This window comes from Acidovorax sp. GW823-FHT02H02 (assembly GCF_058797075.1).
Genome location: NZ_JBXAJH010000004.1, coordinates 287,661 through 311,064 on the forward strand (window position 1 = coordinate 287,661; position 23,404 = coordinate 311,064).

General features: G+C 61.5%; 22 protein-coding genes. 9 read left to right on the top strand and 13 right to left on the bottom strand.

Annotated elements, in window-relative coordinates; all coding sequences use genetic code 11:
- Nucleotides 1-38: 38 nt before the first annotated feature.
- From trxA to AC1RDS_RS06675, 5 genes are all read left to right on the top strand, one after another.
- The gene (gene trxA, locus AC1RDS_RS06655; protein ID WP_026436793.1) at nucleotides 39-371 is read left to right on the top strand and encodes a thioredoxin TrxA; all 333 of its coding nucleotides are present in this window, start codon (nucleotides 39-41) and stop codon (nucleotides 369-371) included.
- A gap of 273 nt (nucleotides 372-644) precedes the next feature.
- Nucleotides 645-1,907 carry a transcription termination factor Rho gene (rho, locus tag AC1RDS_RS06660; RefSeq protein ID WP_026436794.1) on the top strand — a complete coding sequence of 421 codons (1,263 nt, stop codon included), beginning with the start codon at nucleotides 645-647 and terminating at the stop codon, nucleotides 1,905-1,907.
- A gap of 142 nt (nucleotides 1,908-2,049) precedes the next feature.
- On the top strand, nucleotides 2,050-2,307 hold the full coding sequence (locus tag AC1RDS_RS06665) for a type B 50S ribosomal protein L31 (protein ID WP_026436795.1): 258 nt from the start codon (nucleotides 2,050-2,052) through the stop codon (nucleotides 2,305-2,307).
- Between the two features lie 103 nt (nucleotides 2,308-2,410).
- Entirely contained in the window at nucleotides 2,411-4,132 is a 1,722-nt protein-coding gene (locus AC1RDS_RS06670; RefSeq protein ID WP_026436796.1) for a hypothetical protein, read from the top strand.
- On the top strand, nucleotides 4,132-5,499 hold the full coding sequence (locus tag AC1RDS_RS06675; RefSeq protein WP_026436797.1) for an MATE family efflux transporter: 1,368 nt from the start codon (nucleotides 4,132-4,134) through the stop codon (nucleotides 5,497-5,499). The genes AC1RDS_RS06670 and AC1RDS_RS06675 overlap by 1 nt, the downstream gene beginning before the upstream one ends.
- On the opposite strand, the gene phoR is transcribed toward AC1RDS_RS06675, so the two are convergent.
- The 7 genes from phoR to pstS all read right to left on the bottom strand — a co-directional run bounded on the left by phoR (nucleotide 5,414) and on the right by pstS (nucleotide 12,095).
- On the bottom strand, nucleotides 5,414-6,796 hold the full coding sequence (gene phoR / locus AC1RDS_RS06680; protein WP_026436798.1) for a phosphate regulon sensor histidine kinase PhoR: 1,383 nt from the start codon (nucleotides 6,794-6,796) through the stop codon (nucleotides 5,414-5,416). The two genes, AC1RDS_RS06675 and phoR, sit on opposite strands and share 86 nt — an antisense overlap.
- 58 nt (nucleotides 6,797-6,854) lie before the next feature.
- Complete coding sequence (gene phoB, locus AC1RDS_RS06685; protein WP_026436799.1) at nucleotides 6,855-7,562, bottom strand: phosphate regulon transcriptional regulator PhoB; 708 nt, start codon at nucleotides 7,560-7,562, stop codon at nucleotides 6,855-6,857.
- A 15-nt stretch (nucleotides 7,563-7,577) separates the two neighbouring features.
- A complete protein-coding gene (gene phoU / locus AC1RDS_RS06690; protein ID WP_026436800.1) occupies nucleotides 7,578-8,282 on the bottom strand; it encodes a phosphate signaling complex protein PhoU in 705 nt (234 codons plus the stop codon).
- A 12-nt stretch (nucleotides 8,283-8,294) separates the two neighbouring features.
- A complete protein-coding gene (gene pstB, locus AC1RDS_RS06695) occupies nucleotides 8,295-9,080 on the bottom strand; it encodes a phosphate ABC transporter ATP-binding protein PstB (RefSeq protein ID WP_026436801.1) in 786 nt (261 codons plus the stop codon).
- Between the two features lie 15 nt (nucleotides 9,081-9,095).
- The gene (gene pstA, locus AC1RDS_RS06700; RefSeq protein ID WP_092696495.1) at nucleotides 9,096-9,977 is read right to left on the bottom strand and encodes a phosphate ABC transporter permease PstA; all 882 of its coding nucleotides are present in this window, start codon (nucleotides 9,975-9,977) and stop codon (nucleotides 9,096-9,098) included.
- On the bottom strand, nucleotides 9,974-10,900 hold the full coding sequence (pstC, locus tag AC1RDS_RS06705; protein WP_348688363.1) for a phosphate ABC transporter permease subunit PstC: 927 nt from the start codon (nucleotides 10,898-10,900) through the stop codon (nucleotides 9,974-9,976). Before pstC ends, pstA begins: the two co-directional genes overlap by 4 nt.
- A gap of 154 nt (nucleotides 10,901-11,054) precedes the next feature.
- Nucleotides 11,055-12,095, bottom strand: coding sequence for a phosphate ABC transporter substrate-binding protein PstS (pstS, locus tag AC1RDS_RS06710; protein ID WP_026436804.1), 1,041 nt, complete (start codon nucleotides 12,093-12,095; stop codon nucleotides 11,055-11,057).
- A gap of 208 nt (nucleotides 12,096-12,303) precedes the next feature.
- Here pstS and AC1RDS_RS06715 point away from each other — a divergent pair, with 208 nt between their 5' ends.
- The 4 genes from AC1RDS_RS06715 to AC1RDS_RS06730 all read left to right on the top strand — a co-directional run bounded on the left by AC1RDS_RS06715 (nucleotide 12,304) and on the right by AC1RDS_RS06730 (nucleotide 16,131).
- Nucleotides 12,304-12,795: a fasciclin domain-containing protein gene (locus AC1RDS_RS06715; protein ID WP_026436805.1), complete on the top strand. Its 492-nt coding sequence runs from the start codon at nucleotides 12,304-12,306 to the stop codon at nucleotides 12,793-12,795.
- 117 nt (nucleotides 12,796-12,912) lie between these two features.
- Nucleotides 12,913-14,007 carry an ABC transporter substrate-binding protein gene (locus tag AC1RDS_RS06720; protein ID WP_244273580.1) on the top strand — a complete coding sequence of 365 codons (1,095 nt, stop codon included), beginning with the start codon at nucleotides 12,913-12,915 and terminating at the stop codon, nucleotides 14,005-14,007.
- A gap of 70 nt (nucleotides 14,008-14,077) precedes the next feature.
- Nucleotides 14,078-15,559: a Ppx/GppA phosphatase family protein gene (locus AC1RDS_RS06725; RefSeq protein WP_026436807.1), complete on the top strand. Its 1,482-nt coding sequence runs from the start codon at nucleotides 14,078-14,080 to the stop codon at nucleotides 15,557-15,559.
- Between the two features lie 53 nt (nucleotides 15,560-15,612).
- The gene (locus AC1RDS_RS06730; RefSeq protein WP_348683453.1) at nucleotides 15,613-16,131 is read left to right on the top strand and encodes a hypothetical protein; all 519 of its coding nucleotides are present in this window, start codon (nucleotides 15,613-15,615) and stop codon (nucleotides 16,129-16,131) included.
- A 35-nt stretch (nucleotides 16,132-16,166) separates the two neighbouring features.
- On the opposite strand, the gene sixA is transcribed toward AC1RDS_RS06730, so the two are convergent.
- The 6 genes from sixA to glmM all read right to left on the bottom strand — a co-directional run bounded on the left by sixA (nucleotide 16,167) and on the right by glmM (nucleotide 23,327).
- Nucleotides 16,167-16,628 (bottom strand): phosphohistidine phosphatase SixA, encoded by a 462-nt coding sequence (gene sixA / locus AC1RDS_RS06735; RefSeq protein WP_092696492.1) that lies wholly within the window; start codon nucleotides 16,626-16,628, stop codon nucleotides 16,167-16,169.
- Nucleotides 16,628-18,820 (bottom strand): polyphosphate kinase 1, encoded by a 2,193-nt coding sequence (ppk1, locus tag AC1RDS_RS06740; RefSeq protein WP_092696491.1) that lies wholly within the window; start codon nucleotides 18,818-18,820, stop codon nucleotides 16,628-16,630. Before ppk1 ends, sixA begins: the two co-directional genes overlap by 1 nt.
- Before the next feature lie 80 nt (nucleotides 18,821-18,900).
- Nucleotides 18,901-19,962, bottom strand: coding sequence for a glycosyltransferase family 4 protein (locus AC1RDS_RS06745; RefSeq protein WP_348683456.1), 1,062 nt, complete (start codon nucleotides 19,960-19,962; stop codon nucleotides 18,901-18,903).
- Nucleotides 19,959-20,828 carry a UDP-2,3-diacylglucosamine diphosphatase gene (locus AC1RDS_RS06750; protein WP_348683458.1) on the bottom strand — a complete coding sequence of 290 codons (870 nt, stop codon included), beginning with the start codon at nucleotides 20,826-20,828 and terminating at the stop codon, nucleotides 19,959-19,961. Before AC1RDS_RS06750 ends, AC1RDS_RS06745 begins: the two co-directional genes overlap by 4 nt.
- Nucleotides 20,828-21,565 carry a GNAT family N-acetyltransferase gene (locus AC1RDS_RS06755; protein WP_425285631.1) on the bottom strand — a complete coding sequence of 246 codons (738 nt, stop codon included), beginning with the start codon at nucleotides 21,563-21,565 and terminating at the stop codon, nucleotides 20,828-20,830. Before AC1RDS_RS06755 ends, AC1RDS_RS06750 begins: the two co-directional genes overlap by 1 nt.
- Nucleotides 21,566-21,992: 427 nt before the next feature.
- Nucleotides 21,993-23,327: a phosphoglucosamine mutase gene (gene glmM / locus AC1RDS_RS06760; RefSeq protein WP_092696487.1), complete on the bottom strand. Its 1,335-nt coding sequence runs from the start codon at nucleotides 23,325-23,327 to the stop codon at nucleotides 21,993-21,995.
- Nucleotides 23,328-23,404: the final 77 nt, after the last annotated feature.

Here is a 23,404-nt window from a genome sequence, read left to right on the forward strand (position 1 = left end):
ACACCGGTAGCAAACCGCTCAAAATCAAGGAATCCGCCATGGCCAGCGCACTCATCAAACATGTCTCTGACGCCAGCTTTGAAGCCGACGTGCTCCAACCCGGCACCGCCGTGCTGGTGGACTACTGGGCCGAATGGTGCGGCCCCTGCAAGATGATCGCCCCCATCCTGGATGAAGTGGCTGGCACCTACCAGGGCAAGCTGCAGATCGCCAAGATGAACGTGGATGAAAACCGCGAGATCCCTGCCAAGTTCGGCATCCGCGGCATCCCCACGCTGATGCTGTTCAAGGACGGCCAGCTGGCCGCCACCAAGGTCGGTGCCATGAGCAAGGCGCAACTGACCGCCTTCATCGATCAGCAACTGGCCTGATTCACCGACGCCCCGCTGGCTGTGCCGCCACCGGGGCTTTTTATCGGATGCATGGTGCACACACAGGCACCAGGGTCGGCGGCAATCATCGACTCAATTGCGCTCGCATGAAGTCCTCGCTTTTTTTCCTGTCATAATTCTTCCAGATCACCGGGCTGCGTGCATTGGCAGCCGGACCAAGATCCCAGGCGCGCCGGAGCTGCAAACAGCAGCCCATCCGGCCCCGGCCCCCCTCCCCAAAGATTCATACCAGCTCCGCCAAGGAGTCAATCCATGCACTTAAACGAACTCAAGGCACTGCACGTGTCTGAAGTCCTGAAGCAGGCCGAAGAACTCGAAATCGAAAACACGGGCCGCATGCGCAAGCAGGAGTTGATGTTTGCCATCATCAAGAAGCGCGCCAAGACCGGGGAACAAATCATTGCCGACGGCGTGCTGGAAATCCTGCCCGACGGCTTCGGCTTCCTGCGCAGCCCCGACACGAGCTTCACGGCCAGCACGGACGACATCTACATCAGCCCCAGCCAGGTGCGCCGCTTCAACCTGCACACCGGCGACATGATCGAAGGGGAGGTCCGTACCCCCAAAGACGGTGAACGTTACTTCGCGCTGAACAAGCTCGATTCCGTCAATGGTGGTCCGCCCGAGCAGAACAAGCACAAGGTGATGTTCGAGAACCTGACGCCCCTGTTCCCCAAGGAGCAGATGCGCCTGGAGCGCGACGTCAAGAGCGAAGAGAACATCACCGGCCGCATCATAGACATCATCGCGCCCATCGGCCGCGGCCAGCGCGCCCTGATCGTCGCTCCGCCCAAGAGCGGCAAGACGGTGATGATGCAGCACATCGCCCATGCCATCACGGCCAACAACCCCGATGTGCACCTGATGGTGCTGCTGGTGGACGAGCGCCCTGAAGAAGTGACGGAAATGCAGCGCACGGTGAAGGGCGAAATCATCGCCTCCACCTTTGACGAGCCCGCCGCCCGCCACGTGCACGTGGCCGAGATGGTGATCGAGCGCGCCAAGCGCCTGGTCGAGCTGAAAAAAGACGTGGTGATCCTGCTGGACTCCATCACCCGCTTGGCCCGCGCCTACAACAACGTCGTGCCGTCGAGCGGCAAGGTGCTGTCGGGCGGTGTGGACGCCGCCGCGCTGCAGCGCCCCAAGCGCTTCTTCGGTGCCGCACGCAAGGTCGAGGAAGGTGGCTCGCTCACCATCATCGCCACGGCGCTGGTCGATACCGGCAGCCGCATGGACGAGGTGATCTTTGAAGAATTCAAGGGCACGGGCAACTGTGAAATCCACCTGAACCGCCGCCTGTATGAAAAGCGCGTGTTCCCCGCCATCGAGCTCAACAAGAGCGGCACGCGCCGCGAAGAGCTGCTGCTGGCCCCCGAGATTCTGCAAAAAACCCGCATCCTGCGCCAGTTCATGTACAACATGGACGAGATCGAGTCCATGGAGCTCATGATCAAGAACATGAAGGCCACCAAGAGCAATGTCGAGTTTTTCGACATGATGCGAAGGGGCGGATAATTCCGCGCGCCACGGCAAACATCGCCGACTGCCGCTCCGGGCTATAATGGCAGGCTTTTTCTGCGGAAAGTACGCTGGATGTTTCACGAGGCAAAGGTTGCTTCGGGTCCCGCACGGCTCCCGCACTTGACAAGGATTGATCATGAAAGAAGGCATTCACCCCAACTACCGCGAAGTTCTGTTCGTGGACCTGTCCAACGGTTTCAAGTTTGTCACCCGCTCGTGCGTGAACACCAAGGAAATGGGCAAGACCGACGACGGCCGTGAGCTGCCCCTGTTCAAGCTGGACACCTCCAGCGAATCGCATCCTTTCTATACCGGCACGCAAAAATCCGTGGACAACATGGGCGGCCGTGTGGAGCGTTTCCGCAACCGTTTCGGCAAGACCGCAGCGAAGTAATTCACCGCGTTTCCGCCAAAAAGGCAGCACGGGCAACCGCGCTGCCTTTTTGTTTGGATTTGCCCTTATTCTCGACAGCCAGCCATTGCCATCCTCCTGACGCGTGAACGCTCCCACCCCTGCCATCGTTACCCGAAATGCTGCACGCCAGCTTCCTCGCTGGGCCTTGCTGCTGCTGTGCCTGGCTTATGTGGTGCCTGGCTTTGTCGGCCGAGGCCCGTGGAAGAACGCCGATGTGACGGCCTTTGGCTACATGCTGGAACTGGCCAACGGGCACACCCCGTGGCTGAAACCGCTGCTGGGGGGGGTCCCCCCCGAAACCGACGGTTTGCTGCCCTACTGGCTGGGAGCCTGGGCCATCCGGATCACGCCCGATGGTCTGATGGCGCCCGAGATGGCGGCCCGCCTGCCCTTCATGTTGCTGCTGGCGCTGACGCTGGCTGCCACCTGGTATGGCGTTTACTACCTGGCGCGCAGTCCGGGCGCTCAGCCTGTGGCATTTGCCTTTGGCGGCGAGGCCAAACCCCTGGATTACGCCCGCGCCATCGCCGATGGCGCCTTGCTGGCCCTGATCGCCTGCCTGGGCCTGGCACAGCTTTCGCACGAAGCCACCGGCTATCTGCTGCAACTGGCATGTGCGGCACTGATCTTCTTTGCCGTAGCCACCTTGCCTTACCGCACGGTGGTGCCCGCCGTGGCTCTGGTTGCGGGCATGATGGGACTCACGCTGGCCGGCGCGCCCACGTTCGCCGCCTTGCTGGGGGGGGGCTGCATTGCTCTGGTTGCGCTGGCCCCACCCGGCCCCGCCGACCCGGCCCATCACTCCGATCGACGTCTGCACTGGGTCGCGGCGCTGGCGGCCATCACGCTGCTGGCCGCCGCCGTGGCATGGCAACTGGATCTGTGGCGCTGGCGCCTGGTCGATGCGGCCACCGAGGGCAAGGAATTCAGAAGCCTGATACGGCTGCTGCTCTGGTTTGGCTGGCCAGCCTGGCCCATGGCCACCTGGACGCTGTGGCGCTGGCGCAGACAGCTGTTCAGCCGCCAGTTGCATCGACACCTGTGGTTGCCCCTGTGGTTTTCGCTGGTCTCGGTGGGTGCCACCTTCACCACACAGCCGGCAGACCGGGCGTTGCTCGTCGGTTTGCCGGCCATCGCCACGCTGGCCGCGTTTGCGTTGCCCACATTCCGGCGCAGCATGGCGTCGCTGATCGACTGGTTCACCTTGCTGTTCTTCAGCATATCGGCCCTGGCCATCTGGGTCATCTGGTTTGCCATGCAGACGGGCGTTCCGGCACAGCCTGCAGCCAACGTGGCCAAACTAGCCCCCGGATTCACGCCCGAGTTCTCATGGCTGGCACTGGCGGTGGCACTGGCCGCCTCGGCGGCCTGGTGCCGGCTGGTCTGGTGGCGCGCAGCACGCAACCGTGCCGCCATCTGGAAAAGCCTGGTATTGCCCGCCAGCGGGGCGGCTCTGGGCTGGCTGCTGCTGACCACCCTGTGGCTCCCGCTGCTCGACTATGCCCGCAGCTATGCACCGCAGGCGCACAAACTGGCGGCTGCCTTGGGCCCACACCCCGGATGCGTGCAGATGGTCGGCCTGAGTCGGGCGCAGGTGGCCGCACTGCAATACCACGCCCGGCTGCGCCTGCAACCGGTCAACCCGGCAATTCACTGCCCCTGGCTGATTGCAGACAACAACGCCTGGCCGGCACCCGCAAACCTGGTGAATCCTGACCACTGGAAGAGGCAAGCCACCATCGGCCGCCCTACCGACAAGAAGGAGTCCATCCTGCTGTTCCGGAGAACGGAATCACCCGACTGATGTCGGAGTCTTCCACCATCTCCCGCCACGCACTGACCGTGCTCACGGGGCAGCTGGCCGTGATGGCCTTCGGCGTGACCGACACCATCGTGGCCGGGCGCCACGGCGAAACCTCTCTGGCGGCACTGTCGGTGGGCTCGGCCATCTTCATCAGCGTCTATGTGGCCCTGATGGGCATCTTCCAGGCCCTCATGCCCGTCTGGGCCGAGCAGCGGGGTGCGCACAACCCCGGCGCCATTGGCCAATCGCTGCGCCAGGCGCTCTACCTGTGTGCCGTGACGGCAGCCGTCGGCATGCTCATCCTGTTGTCGCCCGGTCCGCTGCTGCGCTGGACCGAGGTACCACAGGCGTTGCGCACCGAGGTAGAACAATACCTTGCAGTGCTGGCCCTGGCGCTGCCACCCGCCCTGCTCTTTCGCCTGTACAGCACGCTGAACCAAGCCATTGGACGACCGCAACTGGTGACCTGGCTGCAGGTGGGGTCGCTGTTCATCAAGGTGCCCCTGTCCATCTGGTTCACTTTTGGCGGCGCCGGCCTGCCGGCGCAAGGCGCCGTGGGCTGCGCCTGGGCCACCCTGGTGGTGAATGCCTGCATGCTGGCCCTGGCTTTCTGGCTGTTGCGCAGCCAGGATCTCTACAGGCCGCTGCGCATCTGGCAGCGCATGGAGCCACCCCATTGGCCCACCCTTCTCGGCTTCGCCCGGCTGGGCGTGCCTGCGGGGCTTGCCATCCTGGTGGAAGTGACCTCGTTCACCCTGATGGCCCTTTTCATTGCCCGCCAGGGCACGGTGGCCACCGCAGCCCACCAGATCGCTGCCAACGTGGCGGCCGTGCTGTACATGGCGCCCCTTTCACTGGCCATTGCCACCAGCGCCCGGGTGAGCTACTGGCTGGGTGCCGGCAACGCTGTGCAGGCACGCAGCGTCGTTTTGATAGGTTTCAGGCTCGCAGTACCTGTGGGTATTGCGCTATCAGCTCTATTATTCATAGCAAATGAAACCGTCGCTGCCCTGTATTCCAGCAGTGCCGCCGTGGTGGCAACCACCGGTGGATTGCTGCTGTGGGTTGCGACCTACCATGCCGCTGACGCCGTGCAGACCCTGTGTGTCTTTGTGCTGCGCAGTTACCGCGTCACGATCGCCCCCTTGGTGGTTTATTGCACCTTGCTGTGGGGCGCCGGGCTTGGCGGGGGCTATGTGCTGGCGTACCAAGGGCTGGGCCCTTGGGCACCCATAACGTCTCCCGTGCCGTTCTGGGCGGCCAGTGCCCTGGCACTGGCCATCACGGCAGGGCTGTTTGTGCTGATGCTGCGGGTTGCAATTCGGCCGGCAACGCGGAGCGGCGAAGCCGGTTGGCAGGAAAAGTAACCGAGAAGACCGATCCCTTGCCCAGTGCACTGGTGATATCAAGCGTGGCGCCATGCCGCTGCACGGCATGCTTGACGATGGCCAGCCCCAGGCCCGTGCCACCCGTTTCCCTCGACCGGCTGCGGTCGACGCGGTAGAACCGCTCGGTGATGCGCGGAATATGCTCCGGCGCAATGCCGGGCCCGGTGTCGCTCACGGAAAAGATGGCATTGCCATCGGTCGTGTAGCGCCATTGCACCGTGATGGTGCCGCCTGCGGGCGTGTAGCGCACGGCATTGCTGATGAGGTTGGACAGCACACTTTGCAACTCGGCCTGCACCCCGGCAATTTCGCCCGCGGATCGCAAATCCTGCGCCGCAGGAAACTGCAGCACATGGTGCCGATGGTTGTTTTGCGTCAACAGTGCCGACAAGGCCCGGCCCTCTTCCTCGCACCGCAGCATCAGGACCTGTACCGACGTCCATTCGGAAATACCGGGCAGGGGACTGCCTTCCAGGCGCGAGAGCGTCAGCAAATCGTGCACCACGCTCTGCATGCGCGCCGCCTGCTGGGCCATCATGGCCAGGTAGCGTGCACGCTCCTCGGCATCCAGCGGCAGGGTTTGCAGGGTTTCCACAAAACCCGTCAGCACGGTCAGGGGCGTGCGGATTTCATGTGACACATTGGCCACAAAATCGCGGCGCATGGCGTCGGCCTGCTCCAGCGCCGTGACATCCCGGGACAGCATCAGCTTGCGCCCATCACCATACGGATGCAGATGCACCGAAATGCGCACGGGCCGGGACAGCGTGCTGTTCCTGCCCTGCAGCACCACATCGTGGGTGTAATCCTGGGCCGCATAGTAGGCACTGAAATCGGGATCCCGTACCAGGTTGCCGACAGACTGCATGACATCCCGTTGGGCATCGAACCCAAACTGTGCAGCCGCAAGCTGATTGCACCATTCAATGCGCCCTTCTCCATCGAGCAGGACAATGCCATTGGGCGTGGCCTGGAGTGCTGCCAGAATTTCCTGCAGACGATCCTCGCTTTCGTTGACCTGCGCCTGGCGCTGGCGCAACAGACGCCGCGCGCGATCTGCCGCTTCACCCCACATGCCGAAAGTTGACGGAGCCGCCGACAGGTCACCCGAGCGCAGCCACTGCAGCACCCGCACCCCCCGCCACAAATCTCCGACAAACCACAACCATGCAGCCACCCCGGCCCCCAGCACTGCGCCCCAGGGGCCACCTTGCCACCAGCCGAGCGCGCCTCCAGCCAATTGCCAGGCCAGATAATAAAGAAAACGCCAGAGCATGCGGACTACACAACTTTCTCGGGGGTCACGAAGGCACTCCGCCCCCGGACTGCAACATTCAGGCCTGCATCAGCGCGGGCGGCTGGGCGGTGAGCCGGTAGCCCGCGCCGCGCACGGTTTCCACCATGACGCCCGCCGTACCCAGGGCCTCCCGCAGCCGCTTCACATGCACGTCCACGGTTCGCTCTTCAATGAACACATGGTCGCCCCACACCTTGTCCAGCAGTTGTGAGCGGCTGTGCACGCGCTCCGAGTGCTTCATGAAGAAATGCAGCAGCTTGAACTCGGTCGGCCCCACCTTCAGCGGCTGCCCATGGAAAGTGACCCGGTAGGTACCCGCGTCCAGCACGAGATCGCCAATGGTGACGCTGTCGCTCACCTGCTCGGGCGCGCGGCGCCGCAGCACCGCCCGGATGCGCGCCAGCAGCTCCTGCGTGGAAAACGGCTTGGTGATGTAGTCGTCCGCCCCCGCATCGAGCCCGGCCACCTTGTCGGGCTCATCACCCCGGGCGGTCAGCATGAGGATGGGGATGGGTTTGGTCCGACTGTCTGCACGCCACTTACGCGCCAGCACGAGGCCGCTTTGACCGGGCAGCATCCAGTCGAGCAGGATGACATCGGGAAGGACAGCATCGAGTTCACGCTGGGCCGAATCACCATCTTCCGACCAGATGGGCTGAAAACCGTTGTGGCGCAGATTGACGGCAATCAGCTCGGCAATCGCCGGCTCATCTTCCACAATCAATACGCGAGGAAGCTTTTTCATGTCAACGCCAATCGCTCACTGCAACAAAGTGGTTTCAATTTCATCAAGTGCCGTGTGCCGCACGTCCTTGCCCTTGACAAGGTAGATGACGAGTTCGGCCACATTCTTGGAGTGATCGCCAATGCGTTCGATCGCCTTGGCCAGGAACAACAGGTCCAGGCTGGCGGAGATGGTGCGCGGGTCTTCCACCATGTAGGTGATGAGCTTGCGGACAAAGCCATCGAACTCTTTGTCAATGAGATCGTCCTCCTTGAGGATGGCCAGCGCCGCCTTGGTGTCCAGGCGCGCAAAGGCATCCAGCGCCTTGCGCAGCATGCCCGAGGCCAGGTCGGCCGATACGCGCAGGTCGCTCGATGGCAGTGAACGGGCCGCACCGCTCTCAATGATCGACTTCACCATGCGGGCCATCTTGTTGGCCTCGTCACCCACGCGTTCCAGGTTGGCGGTGGCCTTGGAAATGGAGAGCAGCAGCCGCAAGTCGCGGGCAGTGGGCTGGCGCCGGCCAATGATGGACGCGAGTTCGTGGTCAATCTCGACTTCCATGGCATTCACGCGCTGCTCTATCAATGCCACCTGCTCCACCGCTTCGAGACTGAAATGTGAAAGCGCGTAAATGGCCTGGCGAATCTGCGATTCCACCAGTCCCCCCAATTCCATGACGCGGGCAGAGACGCCGTTGAGTTCGCTGTCGAACTGCGATGAAAGGTGCTTGTCAGCCATGAATTTGCCTCCTCAGCCAAAACGGCCGGTAATATAGTCTTCGGTTTCCTTGCGCTGGGGCTTGAAGAACATCTGTTCTGTCTCACCGAACTCCACCAGATCCCCCAGGTACATGTAGGCGGTGTAGTCGCTGCAACGCGCTGCCTGCTGCATGTTGTGCGTGACGATCACCACGGTGTAGTCTTCCTTCAGTTCGGCGATCAACTCCTCGATCTTGGCGGTGGAGATCGGGTCGAGGGCCGAGCACGGTTCGTCCAGCAGCAGCACCTCTGGCTTGATGGCAATGCCACGCGCAATGCAAAGGCGCTGCTGTTGCCCGCCCGAGAGGCTGGAGCCACTCTGACTGAGCTTGTCCTTGACCTCATTCCACAGCGCCGCCTTGCGCAATGCCCACTCCACGCGGTCATCCATGTCCGTGGCGCTGAGGCTTTCAAACAGCTTCACACCAAAGGCGATGTTGTCGTAGATCGACATGGGAAAAGGCGTTGGCTTCTGGAACACCATGCCGATCTTGGCCCGGATCAGCGCCACATCCTGCTTGGTGGTCAGCAGGTTTTCGCCATCCAGCACGATCTGGCCTTCGGCACGCTGCTCGGGATACAGCTCGAACATGCGATTGAAGGTGCGCAACAGCGTGGACTTGCCACAACCGGACGGTCCGATAAAGGCCGTGACCTTGTTTTCCGGAATATCCAGATTGATGGCCTTGAGGGCGTGGAACTTGCCGTAATAGAAGTTCAGGTCCCTGACCGTGATCTTCGACGGGCCCGGTTGCGATTTTTGGATAGTGGAGGGCATGAAAGTCTTCCTTGCTTATTTCTGCCGGGTCAGAACCCGCGCGAGGATATTGAGTCCGAGAACGGCGAGTGTGATCAGGAACACTCCCGCCCAGGCCAGTTGCTGCCAGTTTTCATAGGGGCTCATGGCGAACTTGAAAATGGTGACGGGCAGACTGGCCATGGGTTTGGACAAGTCCGAGGTCCAGAACTGGTTGCTCAACGCCGTGAACAGCAAGGGCGCCGTCTCACCCGCAATGCGCGCCACCGCCAGCAATACCCCCGTAATGACGCCGGCCCGCGCCGCCCGCAGGGTGACCATGGTGATCACCTTCCACTTGGGTGTGCCCAGGGCGTAGGCCGCCTCGCGCAGGCTGGCGGGCACCAGAATCAGCATGTTTTCAGTGGTCCGGATGACCACCGGAATAACGATCAATGCCAGGGCCATAATCCCGGCGTAGGCCGAAAAACTCTTGAAGCGCGCCACCACCACGGCATAAACAAAAAGGCCGATCACGATGCTAGGTGCCGACAGCAGAATGTCGTTCACGAAGCGTGTCGTGGATGCCAGCCAGCCGCGCACGTCGTACTCGGCCAGGTAAACCCCGGCCATGATGCCGATGGGGGTTCCCACGAAAGTGGCCAGCAATACCATCACCACCGAGCCGTAGATGGCATTGGCGATGCCCCCCGCCTCATTGGGCGGCGGCGTCATTTCGGTGAACAGTGTCAGGCTCAACCCCCCAACCCCGAGGCGCACGGTTTCCCACAAGATCCATACCAGCCAGAACAAGCCAAAAGCCATGGCGGCCAACGACAGGGTCAGGGCAATCTGGTTGACGCGCTTGCGACCGTTGTAGCGTGCCTGGCGCGCCTTCGCGACATCGGCCGCCGAGATAAGAGGCTGCGAGGTGGTCATGTGCGGACTCCTTCGTTCTTTTGAAGGCGTGACAGCAAGACCTTGGACAAGGCCAGCACCACAAAAGTGATAAAGAAGAGCACCAGCCCCAGATAGATCAGCGATGCCTGGTGCAGGCCTTCGCCAGCCTCTGCAAATTCATTCGCCAGGGCCGACGTGATGCTGTTGGCTGCCTCGAAAATCGACAGGGAATCGAGCTGGTTCATGTTGCCGATGACGAACGTTACCGCCATGGTTTCCCCCAGCGCACGCCCCAGCCCCAGCATGATGCCCCCCAGCACCCCCGTCTTGGTATAGGGCAGCACCACCTTCCACATCACCTCCCAGGTGGTCGAACCCAGGCCATAAGCCGACTCCTTGAGGAGCGCTGGCGTGACATCAAAAACATCCCGCATCACCGAAGCAATGAAGGGAATGATCATGATGGCCAAAATGATGCCCGCCGACAAAATGCCAATGCCTACCGGGGGACCCGAGACCAGCGCACCCAGATAGGGAATACCGGCAAACAAGGACTGCAAGGGCTGCTGCACAAAACGCGCGAGGATGGGGCCAAAAACCATCAACCCCCACATGCCATACACAATCGACGGCACGGCGGCCAGCAACTCGATCGCCGTTCCCAGGGGCCGCTTCAGCCAGGCGGGAGACAGCTCGGTGAGGAACAAGGCGATACCAAAGCTCACAGGTACGGCAATCAGCAACGCGATGAACGACGTGGCCAGCGTGCCATAGATCATGACCAGGCCGCCGTACTCGTTTTGCACGGGATCCCAGACGCTGCGGGCGAGGAAACTCAGGCCGTATTGGGAAATGGAGGGCCAGGCCCCCGCCACCAGCGACGCCATGATGCCCAGCAGCAGCAACAGCGTGAGGATGGCCGCGCCACGCGCGAGCCATCCAAAAATTCGGTCTGCCAACATGCCTGATATCAGCGGTTTGCGGGGTGGAGGCGTGCTCCGCTTGATGCCAGAGGCAGCCTCTGAGGGCGAACTCTGGCGAGCCGGCATCGTAGTAGACACGTTGGTAGCCTTGAAAGGTTAAATCAAATGGCCGGCAGGATGCCGGCCCAGGAGATTACTTGAACGACACAGCCTTGCCAGAGGTGTCCTTGATGTCACCCCAGGACTTGATGATGACGTTCTTGACGCTGTCTGGCATGGGAACATAGTCCAGTTCGGACGCCGTCTTGTCACCCGACTTGTAAGCCCACTCGAAGAACTTCAGAGCCGTACCAGCCTGCACCGGCTTGTCCTGGGTCTTCTGGAACAGAATGAACGTGGCAGAAGTGATTGGCCACGCATCCTTGCCTGGCTGGTTCGTCAGGATCTGATAGAAGCTCTTGGCCCAGTCAGCACCCGCGGCAGCCGCCTTGAAGGTCGAATCATCGGGTGAAACATAATTGCCAGCCGAGTTTTGCAGCTGTGCGTAGGTCAGCTTGTTCTGCTTGACATAGGCGTACTCCACATAGCCGATCGAGTTGGGCAGGCGGCCCACGAATGCAGCCACACCTTCATTGCCCTTACCGCCCGCACCCGTGGGCCAGTTCACGGCGGTACCCTCACCCACCTTGCTCTTCCACTCGGCGTTGACTTTGGACAGGTAGTTCGTAAAGCCAAAAGTGGTGCCCGAACCGTCGGCGCGACGCACTGGCGCAATGGAATCATCCGGCAGCGGCAGCGAAGGATTCAGCGCCTTGATGGCAGGATCGCTCCACTTGGTGATCTTGCCCAGATAGATATCCCCCAGCACCTGACCGTTCAGCTTGAGCTGCCCGGGTGCAATACCCTTGATATTGACCACCGGAACGATGCCGCCGATCACGGTGGGAAACTGAACCAGGCCCTTCTTGGCGAGATCCTCGTCCTTGAGGGGCGCGTCGGAAGCACCGAAATCCACCGTCTTGGCTTCGATCTGGCGCAGGCCAGCACCCGAACCCACCGACTGGTAGTTGATCTTCACGCCAGTGGCCTTGTGGTAGTCAGACGCCCACTTGGAGTACAGCGGCGCAGGAAAACTAGCACCAGCCCCCGTGGCTTCCTGCTGCGCCATGGCACTGGAGAATGCTCCAGCAGAAGCGACACCAGCCACCAGAACTCGAATCACGGACATTTTCATGAAGATACCTTTTGGGTTGAAAAAGTTGGGATGCCGCGACTCTAGGTGTCATATATGACAACACCGTGACATTTACCAATACCTGTCACACACCTATTTTCCCGTTCCCACGGGGCCGTATTGAATCAAATCGTCATATTTTTGTCACGGCCGTTGCGTAGTCTCCTGCGACCGACATGCGTCGGCTATCTACTTCCAGGAGAATTCCATGTTTCGCCGTCATGCACTTCAATCTGCCATCGCCCTGGTGGCAGTGACCGCTCTGGGCGCCTGCGCCACGCACGCCCCAACATCCCAGACGCTGGCCGACACGGTCGCCAAGACCCCCTCGCTGCAGACTTTCAATACCCTGGTTGCAGAAGCCGGCCTGACGGACACCCTCAAGGCTGCAGGCCCCTACACCGTTTTTGCGCCGTCCGATGCGGCATTCAAAGCAGTTCCCGCCAAGACCCTGGAAGCACTCAAGCAAGACAAAGCGTTGCTGAAATCCGTGCTCAGCTACCACATCGTGCCATCGCGCCTGGCCTCTGCAGAAGTGAAGCCAGGTAATTTCAAGACCGTGCAGGGCGCAAACGTCGCACTGGCGCGCGCTGGCACGTTCGTGACCGTGGAAGACGCCATGGTGGAGCAAGCCGACATCGCGGCCACCAATGGCGTGGTGCATGTGGTGGACCGCGTGCTGATGCCGCCGAAGAAATAAGCACCGCTCAGAGCTTCCATGGCCATGTACTTCTCCGACTTCCCCGCGGTTTCACTGAATCGCCGACACTGGATTCAATGGTCCGCTGCTGCAAGTGCCGTCATGGCAGGCGAAGTAATGGCCCAGCCCTCCTCGGCGAGCCCTCCTCGCAACAGCGACGGAGAACGCTCGCTGGTGGTGGCCCAGATTGTTGACCTGACTTTCGGCCAGCAGGATGTGAGCCGCGACTTTCTGGCGGGCTCCCGATCGGCCTGGCAAGACCTGAATGCGCGCGGCGGTGTACGCGGGCGGACAGTGCGGCACGTCACCATCGAGACCGATGGCACCCCCCAAGGCCTCGCGGCCGCATGGCAGGCCGCCCACCGTCAACCCGAGTGCATAGCGCTGTCTGGTTGCGTGGGCAATGCCGCAGCCGCCGGGCTTGTGGCCCTGCAGACTTCGGCGGGTTCGGCGTCACCCCTGGCGCTCGTGGCCCCGTGGCTGCACAACGCCGTCACCGACAACGAGGCAGAGACAGTGTTCGAGGTGTTCCCGGGCCACCAGATTCAGATAGCGCATGCCATCCAGACCCATGCATCCCTGGGCGTAAAGCAGATCGGCGTGGTGTTTGCTTCCGCACAGGTACAACACCAATCTCAAGCCTATGTTTTCCAGGCAGCAAAGAGCCTGGGTTTGCAGGCACAGATATTGCCGCTTCCGGGCACGGAAGGACAGGCAGCGAATCAGCTCATCAATCCAACCCAGACCATCATCTTGTTCGTGGGCGGAACACCAGAGCTGCATGCATTCACCAGCAAGCTGATTGCCCCGGCAGGCCGCCAGTGCTTTGTCGTGGCCCTGGCCGATGTGAACCTGCAGGTGCTGGCCCAGATGGGAGGCACGCCCAAAGGCATCTCCATCATTGCCACCCAGCCCGTTCCATTGATCACATCCAGCCTGCCCGTGGTGCGCGCATACCGTGCCGCGCTAAGCCGATTCTTTGATGAGGCCCCCTCCCCGCAAGGTCTGGCCGGGTTCATTGCAGCGCGCTATACCGCCGAAATCCTGGGCGGAATTTCAGGACCATTGACGCGCGCCAGCATGCTCTCGGCATTGCAAAGGCGTGCCGACGTCAATGTGGGCGGGTATACCGTTGCCTATCAAGGAACCAAGCGTTCAAACGCCTACGTCACGCAAAGCATGCTGACGCAGGACGGGCGCATCATCGGTTGATACAGGCCCGAGAAAAGGGGCGCGGGTGCTATGCTGCCCGCTGGAGATCAAGCGCATCACGCGCAGAAACATGCACAACGGAACACTGCTCGCAGCTGTCGATCTGGGATCGAACAGCTTTCGCCTTGAAATCGGCCGTTACGAGCACGGTCACATCCAACGGATGGAATATCTCAAGGAAACCGTGCGCCTGGGCAATGGCCTTGACGAAGAATTCAACCTCACCCCCGAAGCCATGCAGCGCGGCTGGGATTGCCTGGCGCGCTTTGGCGAGCGCCTGGCGGGGTTTGAGCGCGCACAAGTGCGCGCCGTGGCAACCCAGACCCTTCGCGAAGCCCGCAACCGGGAAGACTTCCTGATCCGCGGTGGAGAAATTCTGGGCTACCCCATCGATGTGGTGTCAGGCCCGGAAGAAGCCCGGCTGATCTACCAGGGGGTTGCACGCCTGCTACCCCAATCGGACGAACGCCGGCTCGTGGTGGACATTGGCGGCAGGTCCACGGAGTTCATTCTCGGCCAGCAATTCAACCCCCACACGGTGGCCTCGTTCCGGGTTGGCAGCGTGGCATGGTCCACGCGCTACTTTGCCAATGGCCAGTTCACACGGCAGGCATTCATGGCCGCAGAAATCGCGGCCAAGGCGGTGCTCGATGAGGCCCTTGGCACATTCCGGCCAGAAACCTGGGATATCGCTTATGGGTCTTCGGGTACGGCTGGAGCAGTAGGCGACATCCTCTTTGCCGCGGGTGGCCCGCAGGGGCTGATCACCCTGGAAGGACTGGAATGGCTGCATGACCGCCTGCTGCGCGCGCACCATGCAGATCGCGTTCGCCTGGAGGGGCTCAAGGAAGACCGGCGGGCAGTGATTGGCGGAGGTATCAGCGTGCTGCGGGCTGTTTTTGATCTTCTCGAGATCCGGCAGATGCAAGTGGCCCAGGGCGCGCTGCGCCAGGGCGCACTCTACGACCTGCTGGACCGCGAGCAGCCCGAGACCGACTTGAGAACCACCACGGTGAAAGGCCTCATGCAGCGATTCTCGGTGGACGCAGCACAGGCCGAACGGGTGGCACGCGTTGCCTCCGACCTCTTCACCCAGGCGGCGCCCCAGAACAGCGAGCGCGCAGCACGGAAGCTGCAATGGGCCGCTCGCCTGCACGAGATTGGCGGCATCATCTCTCACAGCGAATACCACCGCCATGGCGCCTACATCCTGGATCACACCGACGCGGCAGGGTTTGCCGTGTCCGAACTGCACAGGCTCGGTGCGCTGGTGCTGGGGCAGCGGGGCAAAGTCCGCAAGCTGGAGGCAGCCCTGATCAACGACCCTGGCTTTGCCCTGCAGTTGTTGAGTTTGCGCATGGCGGTCGCGCTCTGCCATGCACGACGCGACCCGGATGTGGAAGGCCTGTCCTTGCAGACACTGGGCACGCGCCACACCGTCAGCACCCGGGCCGGATGGACGGCTGCCTACCCCCAATCGGCCTACCTGCTGCGGGAAGAACTGGTAGCCTGGCAAAAAACGCCCTGGGAGCTGGAACTCAGACTTGGGTGACGTGATGCAATAAACGGTATAAACTGTTTATACCGTTTATTCATTCATTCACCATGAACACCTCCAGCACTGTTCCAGGCCAAAACGCCAGCACAACACCCACACAACCTGCCGCCAAGACCGCAGCAGCGAGCACCGTTGCAACGGCAACCGCGGCCGGTGCAAAGACATCAGCGACGAGTCAACCCAAGACAATTGCCAACAAGGCACCGGCCAAACCCGTCAAGCGTTCGGCAACACCCGCTCCAGCCAAGGCAGCACCAGCGCCTGCGCCCGCCTTGCAAGCCAAGGAAGTTCGCGCCAAAAAGCCCAAACTGGTTCGCGACAGCTTCACCATCCCCAAGGACGAGTACGCCGTCATCGAGACACTCAAGCAACGCGCGAACTTGCTCGCCCAGCCAGCCAAGAAAAGCGAACTGCTGCGCGCCGGTCTGAAGGTGCTGGCAGGGCTGTCGGACGCGGCCCTGCGCAATGCCTTGCAAGCGGTTCCATCCATCAAGACGGGGCGTCCCAAAGCGGAGACCCCAGCCGCCAAGCCCTCGGCAAAAACAGTCCGCAAGCAAGGCAAGTGAGCTGGACAGTACCGGAATGGCCCGGTGATTGCAGGTCAGAGGAATTCCGGGGACTGCACTGTCATGAGCACGGTCTGGCTATGGTCCAGTCTTTGGCGCTGGCGGAGCCACCACACGGCGCCCTTGCGCACGGTGCATTCGGGTGATTGCATTTCCAGCAATTGAGCAATCGCCTGTCCGAGCACAGGCTGATGCCCGATGATCAGCACGGCTCCACGGGCACGCGGCCACTGGGCCAGTTCCAGCAAGTCCTGCACGCTGCCCCCGGGCAGAAGCTCGGCACGCATCTTGAACTTGCGCCCCAAAGCCCTGGCCGTCTGCTCCGTACGCCGAGCCGGGCTTGCGAGCACCCTCAAACCTTCCGGCAATTGCCGGTCCAGCCAGGCTGCCATGCGTGCCGCCTGCTTCTCGCCTCGCGGCGTAAGAGGACGCGCCGCATCATCCACACCATCAGCCGCCTCCTCGGCTTCGGCGTGACGCCAGAGGATGAGGTCCATCACGCCGCTCCCTGATCCTGCAGAGCCGCAGCCGACATGCCGCCGTATCGCACCATCAGTGCATTCTGAGCCCCCTGGCCGGCGATAGGCTGGCTGGCGCGCTCATAGGTTCCATCCGCCTTGAGCATCCAGGCGTCCTTGTCGTCATGAAGATAGGCGACCAGGCATTCGTCCACGATCTGCTGACGCAAAACCGGGTCCGTCACGGGCCAGGCCAGTTCCACCCGCCGCATCATGTTGCGGTTCATCCAGTCGGCGCTGGACAGGTACAAATCTTCCTGGCTGCCTGAGCGGAAATAGAACACCCGTGTGTGCTCCAAAAAACGGCCAATCACCGAGCGCACCCGGATGTTTTCAGTGACTCCTGGCAACTGGGCCGGCAGCATGCAGGCACCCCGCACAATGAGGTCAATCCGAGCACCGCGCTGCCCGGCAAGGATCAGCGCCCGGATCAACGCTTCATCCGTCAGGGCGTTCATTTTGGCCACAATGCGCGCATCTTCTCCTCGGCTGGCTGCCAGCCCCACCTGCTCAATTTTTTCCAGCATGCGGCGGTGCAGGTGAAACGGCGCCAACAGCAGCCTGCGCAACCTGGGTGGGCGATTCTGACTGGCCAGATGGTTGAACACCCCATCCATGTCGGCGGTGGTTTCTTCGTCCGCGGTGAGATAGCTCAGGTCGGTGTACAGGCGCGCGGTGCGCATGTTGTAGTTGCCCGTGGACAAATGGCCATAGCGACGAAGCTGACGCCCCTCCCGCCTGGTGACCAGCAGCATCTTGGCATGTGTCTTGAGCCCCACCACACCGTACACCACCTGGGCACCAATGGATTCCAGCGCTTCAGCCCAGTTGATATTGGCTTCTTCGTCAAAGCGCGCCTTGAGTTCCACCACGGCCATGACCTCCTTGCCGCGGCGCACTGCCTCGGTCAACAGATCCATGAGCTCAGAGTCTGAACCGGTGCGGTAAATGGTCTGCTTGATAACCAGCACCTGGGGGTCATTGACCGCCTCGCGCAGAAAGGCCAGCAAACCGTCAAAGCTCTCGAACGGCTGGTGCATCAAGATATCGCGGTGCCGCAATTGCTCCAGGATGGAAACACCGGGCTGAATCTGCCGCGGCCAGGCAGAACGCCAGGGGGAAAACAGCAACGCGGGATCGTTGACCAGATCCACCAACTGGGTCAGGCGCACCAGATTGACCGGCCCACTGACACGGTAAAGCGCGGCAGCGGGCAATTCAAACTGCTCAAGCAAAAAGTTCGAAAGAAACGCCGAACAGCCGGCAGAAACTTCCAACCGAACCGCCTGGCCATAGTGGCGATGCTGCAAGCCCTGGCGCAGTGCCGTTCTCAGGTTGCGGACGTCCTCTTCATCGAGTGCCAGATCGGAATGGCGGGTCACGCGGAACTGCGAAAACTCGGTGACCTCCCGCCCCGGGAAAAGGTCATGCAGGTGCGCCCGCACGATACTGGAGAGACTGACGAACAAGGCCTCCTTGGGTGCAACCTTCGGCGGCATGCGAACAAGCCGCGGCAAGGCGCGGGGGACCTTGACAATGGCAATTTCGTTTTCACGCCCAAACGCATCGCGCCCCTTGAGTCGCACGATGAAATTCAAGGATTTGTTGGCGACCTGCGGAAATGGATGGGCAGGATCCAGCCCCACGGGAATGAGCAGCGGCCGCACTTCGCGCATGAAATAGTCGTGCACCCAGCGCTTCTGGATAGCTGAGCGCTCACCATGCGGAACAATGCGAATTCCGTGCGCTGCAAAAGCCGGAACCAGGGATTCGTTGTACAGAGCATATTGCCGCGCCACCAGGTCGTGCGCCAAGACCGACAGGGCCTCGAATGATGCTTCGGTGTAGAGACCCTTGGTCTCTCCGTTTTTGGCTGCGGTGATGTGCGGCGCAGCCCTCACCTCAAAGAACTCATCCAGATTGGAAGACACGATGCAAAGATAGCGCAGCCGTTCCAGCAGCGGCACGTCGGTCCGGACAGCCCAATCGAACACACGCTCATTGAAGGCCAGAATGCTGTGGTCCCTGTCCAGAAGCTCCACCACAGAAAGTTGCGCCACCGGTGCTGCGGGCTGCGGATCCAGTATTTCTGCGGCGCCAGAACCCGCTGCGACGACAGGTAGTTTGGCGCGCGATGGGGCCACGGCAGCGTCAGGGGACAGTGGAGACATGGGCACGCAATCAGGGGTTGTACAGACTTTCCCAGTATTCAATACGAATATGACATTCTTGTGTCAATTCATATGGCGCTTTATGTGACAGACATAAGATGCAACAACCCATCTGATCGGGCGGGAACCAGATGCTGAACGAAGAGTTTTGTTGCATTGGCCCAGGTGAAATCCAGCGCCCGGCGACGGGCCTCGTGACGCGGCACAGCCAATGCTGCCTGGCATGCCGAAAGCAGGTCTTCATGCAGAACACCGCCCCTCACGCCTTGTGGATCCAGAGCCCCCAGGACTTCCAGCGGACCATCCACCGGAAACGCCGCCACGGGGGTTCCGCAGGACATGGCCTCCAGCATGACCAACCCAAAGGTCTCTGAGCGGCTGGGAAATACGAACACATCGGCACAGGCATACAGTGCTGCAAGGGATTGCCGATCCAGCAGGCCCACCCACCGCACCTCGGGATAACGCTCCTTCAACCGCTGCTCCAATGGACCCACGCCGCACACAATCTTGGTGCCGGGCATCCTGATCTGCAGGAAGGACTCAATGTTCTTTTCGTACGAAACGCGACCCACATACAGGCTCACGGGATGGGCCAATGCGCCAACCAGGGGGCTGGGTGAAGCCTCCCCCTGAAAAGGGAACGCCTGCGTATCCACACCGTGGGTCCACTGGCGCAAATTGCGAAACCCACGACGCTCCAGCATTTGCAGGACTCCTTGCGTGGGCACCATGATTCCCGAGGACGGACGATGGAAGTGCCTGAACAATGCATAGCCCCATGCCAGCGGAACACGCACGGCTGCATTCAATATTTCAGGAAATCGCGTGTGAAATGCCGTGGTGAAAGCCAGTTTGTGGCGCAGACAATAGCCTCGGGCAGCCCATCCAAGAGGCCCCTCCGTGGCGAGGTGGATGGCGTCCGGCTTGATGGCGTCCATGGCGCGCCCCAAAGACGCTGCCGGTCGAACCGCGAGATCGATGCCTGAATAGCCGGGACAAGGGCGGTTGCGAAACTGGCCTGGGTGAATCACATGGACTTCGTGCCCCAGCCCCTGCAGTTGCTGCACCAACTCCACGAGAGTGGTCACCACCCCATTCACCTGCGGATGCCACGCATCCGTCACCAGAACAATCTTCATGCAACCAATTCCGAGACCGGGGCTAAAGATGGCACCGCGGGCCGGGCAGGCCATTGCAACAACTCCAATCGACCATCGAGATGCTCCACCAGTGCAGTACGGCTCTCGACCCAGTCGCCATCGTTGCAATACAGAATGCCGTCGATCTCCCGCATTTCTGCACGGTGGATATGTCCGCAAACCACGCCATGGTGCCCCCGCCGGCGCGCCTCTGCCGCAACGGCGATCTCGAAGTCCGTTACATAATTGAGCGCTTTTTTCACCTTGCCCTTGAGATAGGCCGACAACGACCAGTATGGCAAGCCCATGCGCGCACGCAACGAATTAAGGTGCCGATTGAGCTTGAGAGTGAACTCATAAAGGTTATCCCCCAGGTAGGCCAGCCACTTGGCACACTGGATAACTCCGTCAAAGTAGTCACCATGGGTGACCCAAAGCTGCCGGCCATCGACCGTCAGGTGCACGGCATCGGCAACCACTTCGATACCACCGAACGAATGGCCGACGAACGCACGGGCAAATTCATCATGATTGCCCGGCACGAACACCACGCGACATCCCTTGCGGGCACTGCGCAGCAGTTTTTGGACCACATCGTTGTGGGCCTGCGGCCAAAACCATCTGCGACGCAGCTGCCACCCGTCCACGATATCCCCCACAAGATAAAGCGTTTCGCTGGGATGGTGCTTGAGAAAATCCAGCAGCGCCGTTGCCTGGCAGCCCGGAGTTCCGAGGTGCAGATCGGAAATGAACACCGCCCGGAAACGGTGCGGCTCGGGCACATGCACGTCACCCGTATGGCTGGCGACTCCCTCCGTGCCCAAGGCTGCGCTCCACGGCCCCAAGGCGTCGAACGCCGTACGCATCAGGCCCCCAGAAAGTGCTTGCGATAGCGGGAGGGCAGGTCGGCAATGCGCATCAGCATCGGCAGGTCGGCCGTATTGAAATCCGGATCCCAGGCCGGCGCCCCCAGAACCCGGGCTCCCAGGCGCAGATAGCCCTTGATCAAGGCAGGTGGCTCGATCAGCAGAGAACCATCGAGCTGCTCTACCGGCAATGGCAGCCGGGGCCGCACATGGAAATCAATGGGCGCCATGTGGGTCTGGCGCAATTGCTGCCAGATGCTGGCAGCTGCATCGCCGCTCACCACGCCGTTGTGCAGCATCGGAATACTGGCGCAGCCAATCATCGTATCGAGCTGGTTGCGCACCATGAAGTCCGCCAGCGCCCCCCACAGGGCCAGAATGACCCCCCCATGGCGATGGTCCGGATGCACGCAACTGCGGCCCAGCTCGACCATGCGGGGACGCAAACTGCGCAAGCGGGTCAGATCAAACTCATTGTCGCTGTAGGTCCCCCCCACACGCTTTGCCTGTGCCGGGGTGAGCACCCGGTAGGTTCCGATCACCTGCTGGCTTGGCACATCGCGCACCAAAAGATGCTCGCAGTAGTCGTCAAACAGATCCACATCGTGGCCCGGCAGGGTCGTTGCCAGCCGGGCGCCCATTTCTGCGGCAAAGACATCGAAGCGCAGTCGCTGCGCCTGACGCACTTCATCAAGGTGCCGCGCCCAACCCACCTGAATATTGCCCTGCACCTGCATCAACGGGGCAACGCTGCTTTTGCCCTCTGTGCGCGCATGCGCCCCCCCGGTTGACGGTGAAGCAGGTAGCAGCGGCAGGTTGGTCAACTCATTCATGGGACGTCTCCGAGGGGCAGGAAAATGGCTTTCTCCGGAAATCGCTACCTATTCGGGCACCGCTTCCTCGCAAAGCAGTGTGAAAGACTCCCGTGACAACGCCATGTCGTTGTCATGTCGATTGCATGACGCATTGCCCACAAACAACGGTGGCACCGGGCAAACGCCGTCCACAAGACGATGCCGGCAACCAGGGATTGCCCTGCAGCCACTCAACATTTGCCACAGGTTCAGCGGCGCACTCAAGAGCGCGAGCGAAATGCCGGAGTACCCTGCTCCTTAGCGCTCAGGAAAACGCTCCGGCGCTTTCCCGCCCTTCAGGCACAAAAACTCAGCCCGCGCGGGCCGCATCGGCCAGCGCCTGCGCGCAGCGACTGGCCATTTGCGCATCACGCGCCTCCACCATCACCCGCAGCAGGGGCTCCGTGCCGCTGGCGCGGATCAGGACGCGCCCGGTGGAACCCAACTCCTGCTCAACAGCCTGAGTGGTCTGTGCAAGCAATTTGTTGGACTTCCAGTCCTGCCCCGGCACCAGGCGGACATTCAAGAGCACCTGGGGATAAAGCACCACGTCAGACAGCATGTGTGCCATGGTTTTCCCATTGCGCACGCATGCCTGCAGCACCTGCAAGGCACTGACGATGCCGTCGCCCGTCGTATGGCGGTCCAGCGCCAACAGGTGGCCCGAGCTCTCGCCACCCAACACCCAGTGGTGGCGTGCCAATTCTTCCAGTACATAGCGGTCGCCCACGCGCGCCCGCACCAACTTCACGCCACGGGCATGCAAAGCGACCTCGACGGCCATGTTGGTCATCACGGTGCCCACCACACCAGGCACATGCTCATCGCGCCCCATGCGATCGGCCGCCATGAGGTACAGCAACTCATCCCCGTTGTACAAACGTCCCGCCGCGTCCACCATCTGCAGCCGGTCGGCATCCCCATCAAGCGCGATGCCATAGTCGGCATGGTTGGCGCGCACCGCCCGTACCAGTGCATCGGGATGGGTGGCCCCCACCTCGTGGTTGATATTGAGACCATCCGGCGCACAACCTATGGTCAGCACTTCGGCACCGAGTTCATGGAACACCTTGGGAGCCACCTGGTAGGCAGCACCATGGGCTGCATCCACCACGATCTTGAGGCCTCGCAAGGACATCGCGTGCGGGACCGTGCTCTTGCAGAACTCGATGTACCGGCCTGCCGCATCGTCCAGGCGGCGGGCTTTGCCCAGGGAGGCCGAATCAGCCCACTTGGGGGGCTCATCCAGTGCGGCTTCCACCGCCAGTTCCCAGGCATCCGGCAGCTTGGTACCCTGGGCGCTGAAGAATTTGATGCCGTTGTCGGGATAGGCGTTGTGGCTGGCGCTGATGACCACCCCCAGACTGGCCCGCTGTGCCCTGGTCAGGTAAGCCACACCCGGTGTAGGTATAGGCCCCAGCAGCACCACATCCACCCCCGCAGAGTTGAAGCCCGACTCCAGGGCGCTCTCCAGCATATAGCCTGAAATGCGCGTGTCCTTGCCAATCAGCACCGTGGGGCGCTCTTCGGCCTGTTTCAATACCCGACCGACGGCATGCGCCAGACGCAATACGAAGTCAGCGGTGATGGGAAACTGCCCGACAGTGCCACGAATGCCATCGGTACCAAAATATTTTTGAGTCATGGAAACGGCTTTGCGCTGATATTGTGAATTTTGAGTCTAGCGCATGGCAAGCCCACCTCCGTCCTGCGACCCCATCG

Bases quoted from the DNA above. Each gene is read 5' to 3' on its own strand.
- trxA (WP_026436793.1), top strand. From the start codon at position 39: ATGGCCAGCGCACTCATCAAACATGTCTCTGACGCCAGCTTTGAAGCC.
- rho (WP_026436794.1), top strand. From the start codon at position 645: ATGCACTTAAACGAACTCAAGGCACTGCACGTGTCTGAAGTCCTGAAG.
- AC1RDS_RS06665 (WP_026436795.1), top strand. From the start codon at position 2,050: ATGAAAGAAGGCATTCACCCCAACTACCGCGAAGTTCTGTTCGTGGAC.
- AC1RDS_RS06675 (WP_026436797.1), top strand. From the start codon at position 4,132: ATGTCGGAGTCTTCCACCATCTCCCGCCACGCACTGACCGTGCTCACG.
- phoR (WP_026436798.1), bottom strand. From the start codon at position 6,796: ATGCTCTGGCGTTTTCTTTATTATCTGGCCTGGCAATTGGCTGGAGGC.
- phoB (WP_026436799.1), bottom strand. From the start codon at position 7,562: ATGAAAAAGCTTCCTCGCGTATTGATTGTGGAAGATGAGCCGGCGATT.
- phoU (WP_026436800.1), bottom strand. From the start codon at position 8,282: ATGGCTGACAAGCACCTTTCATCGCAGTTCGACAGCGAACTCAACGGC.
- pstB (WP_026436801.1), bottom strand. From the start codon at position 9,080: ATGCCCTCCACTATCCAAAAATCGCAACCGGGCCCGTCGAAGATCACG.
- pstA (WP_092696495.1), bottom strand. From the start codon at position 9,977: ATGACCACCTCGCAGCCTCTTATCTCGGCGGCCGATGTCGCGAAGGCG.
- pstC (WP_348688363.1), bottom strand. From the start codon at position 10,900: ATGTTGGCAGACCGAATTTTTGGATGGCTCGCGCGTGGCGCGGCCATC.
- pstS (WP_026436804.1), bottom strand. From the start codon at position 12,095: ATGAAAATGTCCGTGATTCGAGTTCTGGTGGCTGGTGTCGCTTCTGCT.
- AC1RDS_RS06715 (WP_026436805.1), top strand. From the start codon at position 12,304: ATGTTTCGCCGTCATGCACTTCAATCTGCCATCGCCCTGGTGGCAGTG.
- AC1RDS_RS06720 (WP_244273580.1), top strand. From the start codon at position 12,913: ATGGCCCAGCCCTCCTCGGCGAGCCCTCCTCGCAACAGCGACGGAGAA.
- AC1RDS_RS06725 (WP_026436807.1), top strand. From the start codon at position 14,078: ATGCACAACGGAACACTGCTCGCAGCTGTCGATCTGGGATCGAACAGC.
- AC1RDS_RS06730 (WP_348683453.1), top strand. From the start codon at position 15,613: ATGAACACCTCCAGCACTGTTCCAGGCCAAAACGCCAGCACAACACCC.
- sixA (WP_092696492.1), bottom strand. From the start codon at position 16,628: ATGGACCTCATCCTCTGGCGTCACGCCGAAGCCGAGGAGGCGGCTGAT.
- ppk1 (WP_092696491.1), bottom strand. From the start codon at position 18,820: ATGTCTCCACTGTCCCCTGACGCTGCCGTGGCCCCATCGCGCGCCAAA.
- AC1RDS_RS06745 (WP_348683456.1), bottom strand. From the start codon at position 19,962: ATGAAGATTGTTCTGGTGACGGATGCGTGGCATCCGCAGGTGAATGGG.
- AC1RDS_RS06750 (WP_348683458.1), bottom strand. From the start codon at position 20,828: ATGCGTACGGCGTTCGACGCCTTGGGGCCGTGGAGCGCAGCCTTGGGC.
- AC1RDS_RS06755 (WP_425285631.1), bottom strand. From the start codon at position 21,565: ATGCAGGTGCAGGGCAATATTCAGGTGGGTTGGGCGCGGCACCTTGAT.
- glmM (WP_092696487.1), bottom strand. From the start codon at position 23,327: ATGACTCAAAAATATTTTGGTACCGATGGCATTCGTGGCACTGTCGGG.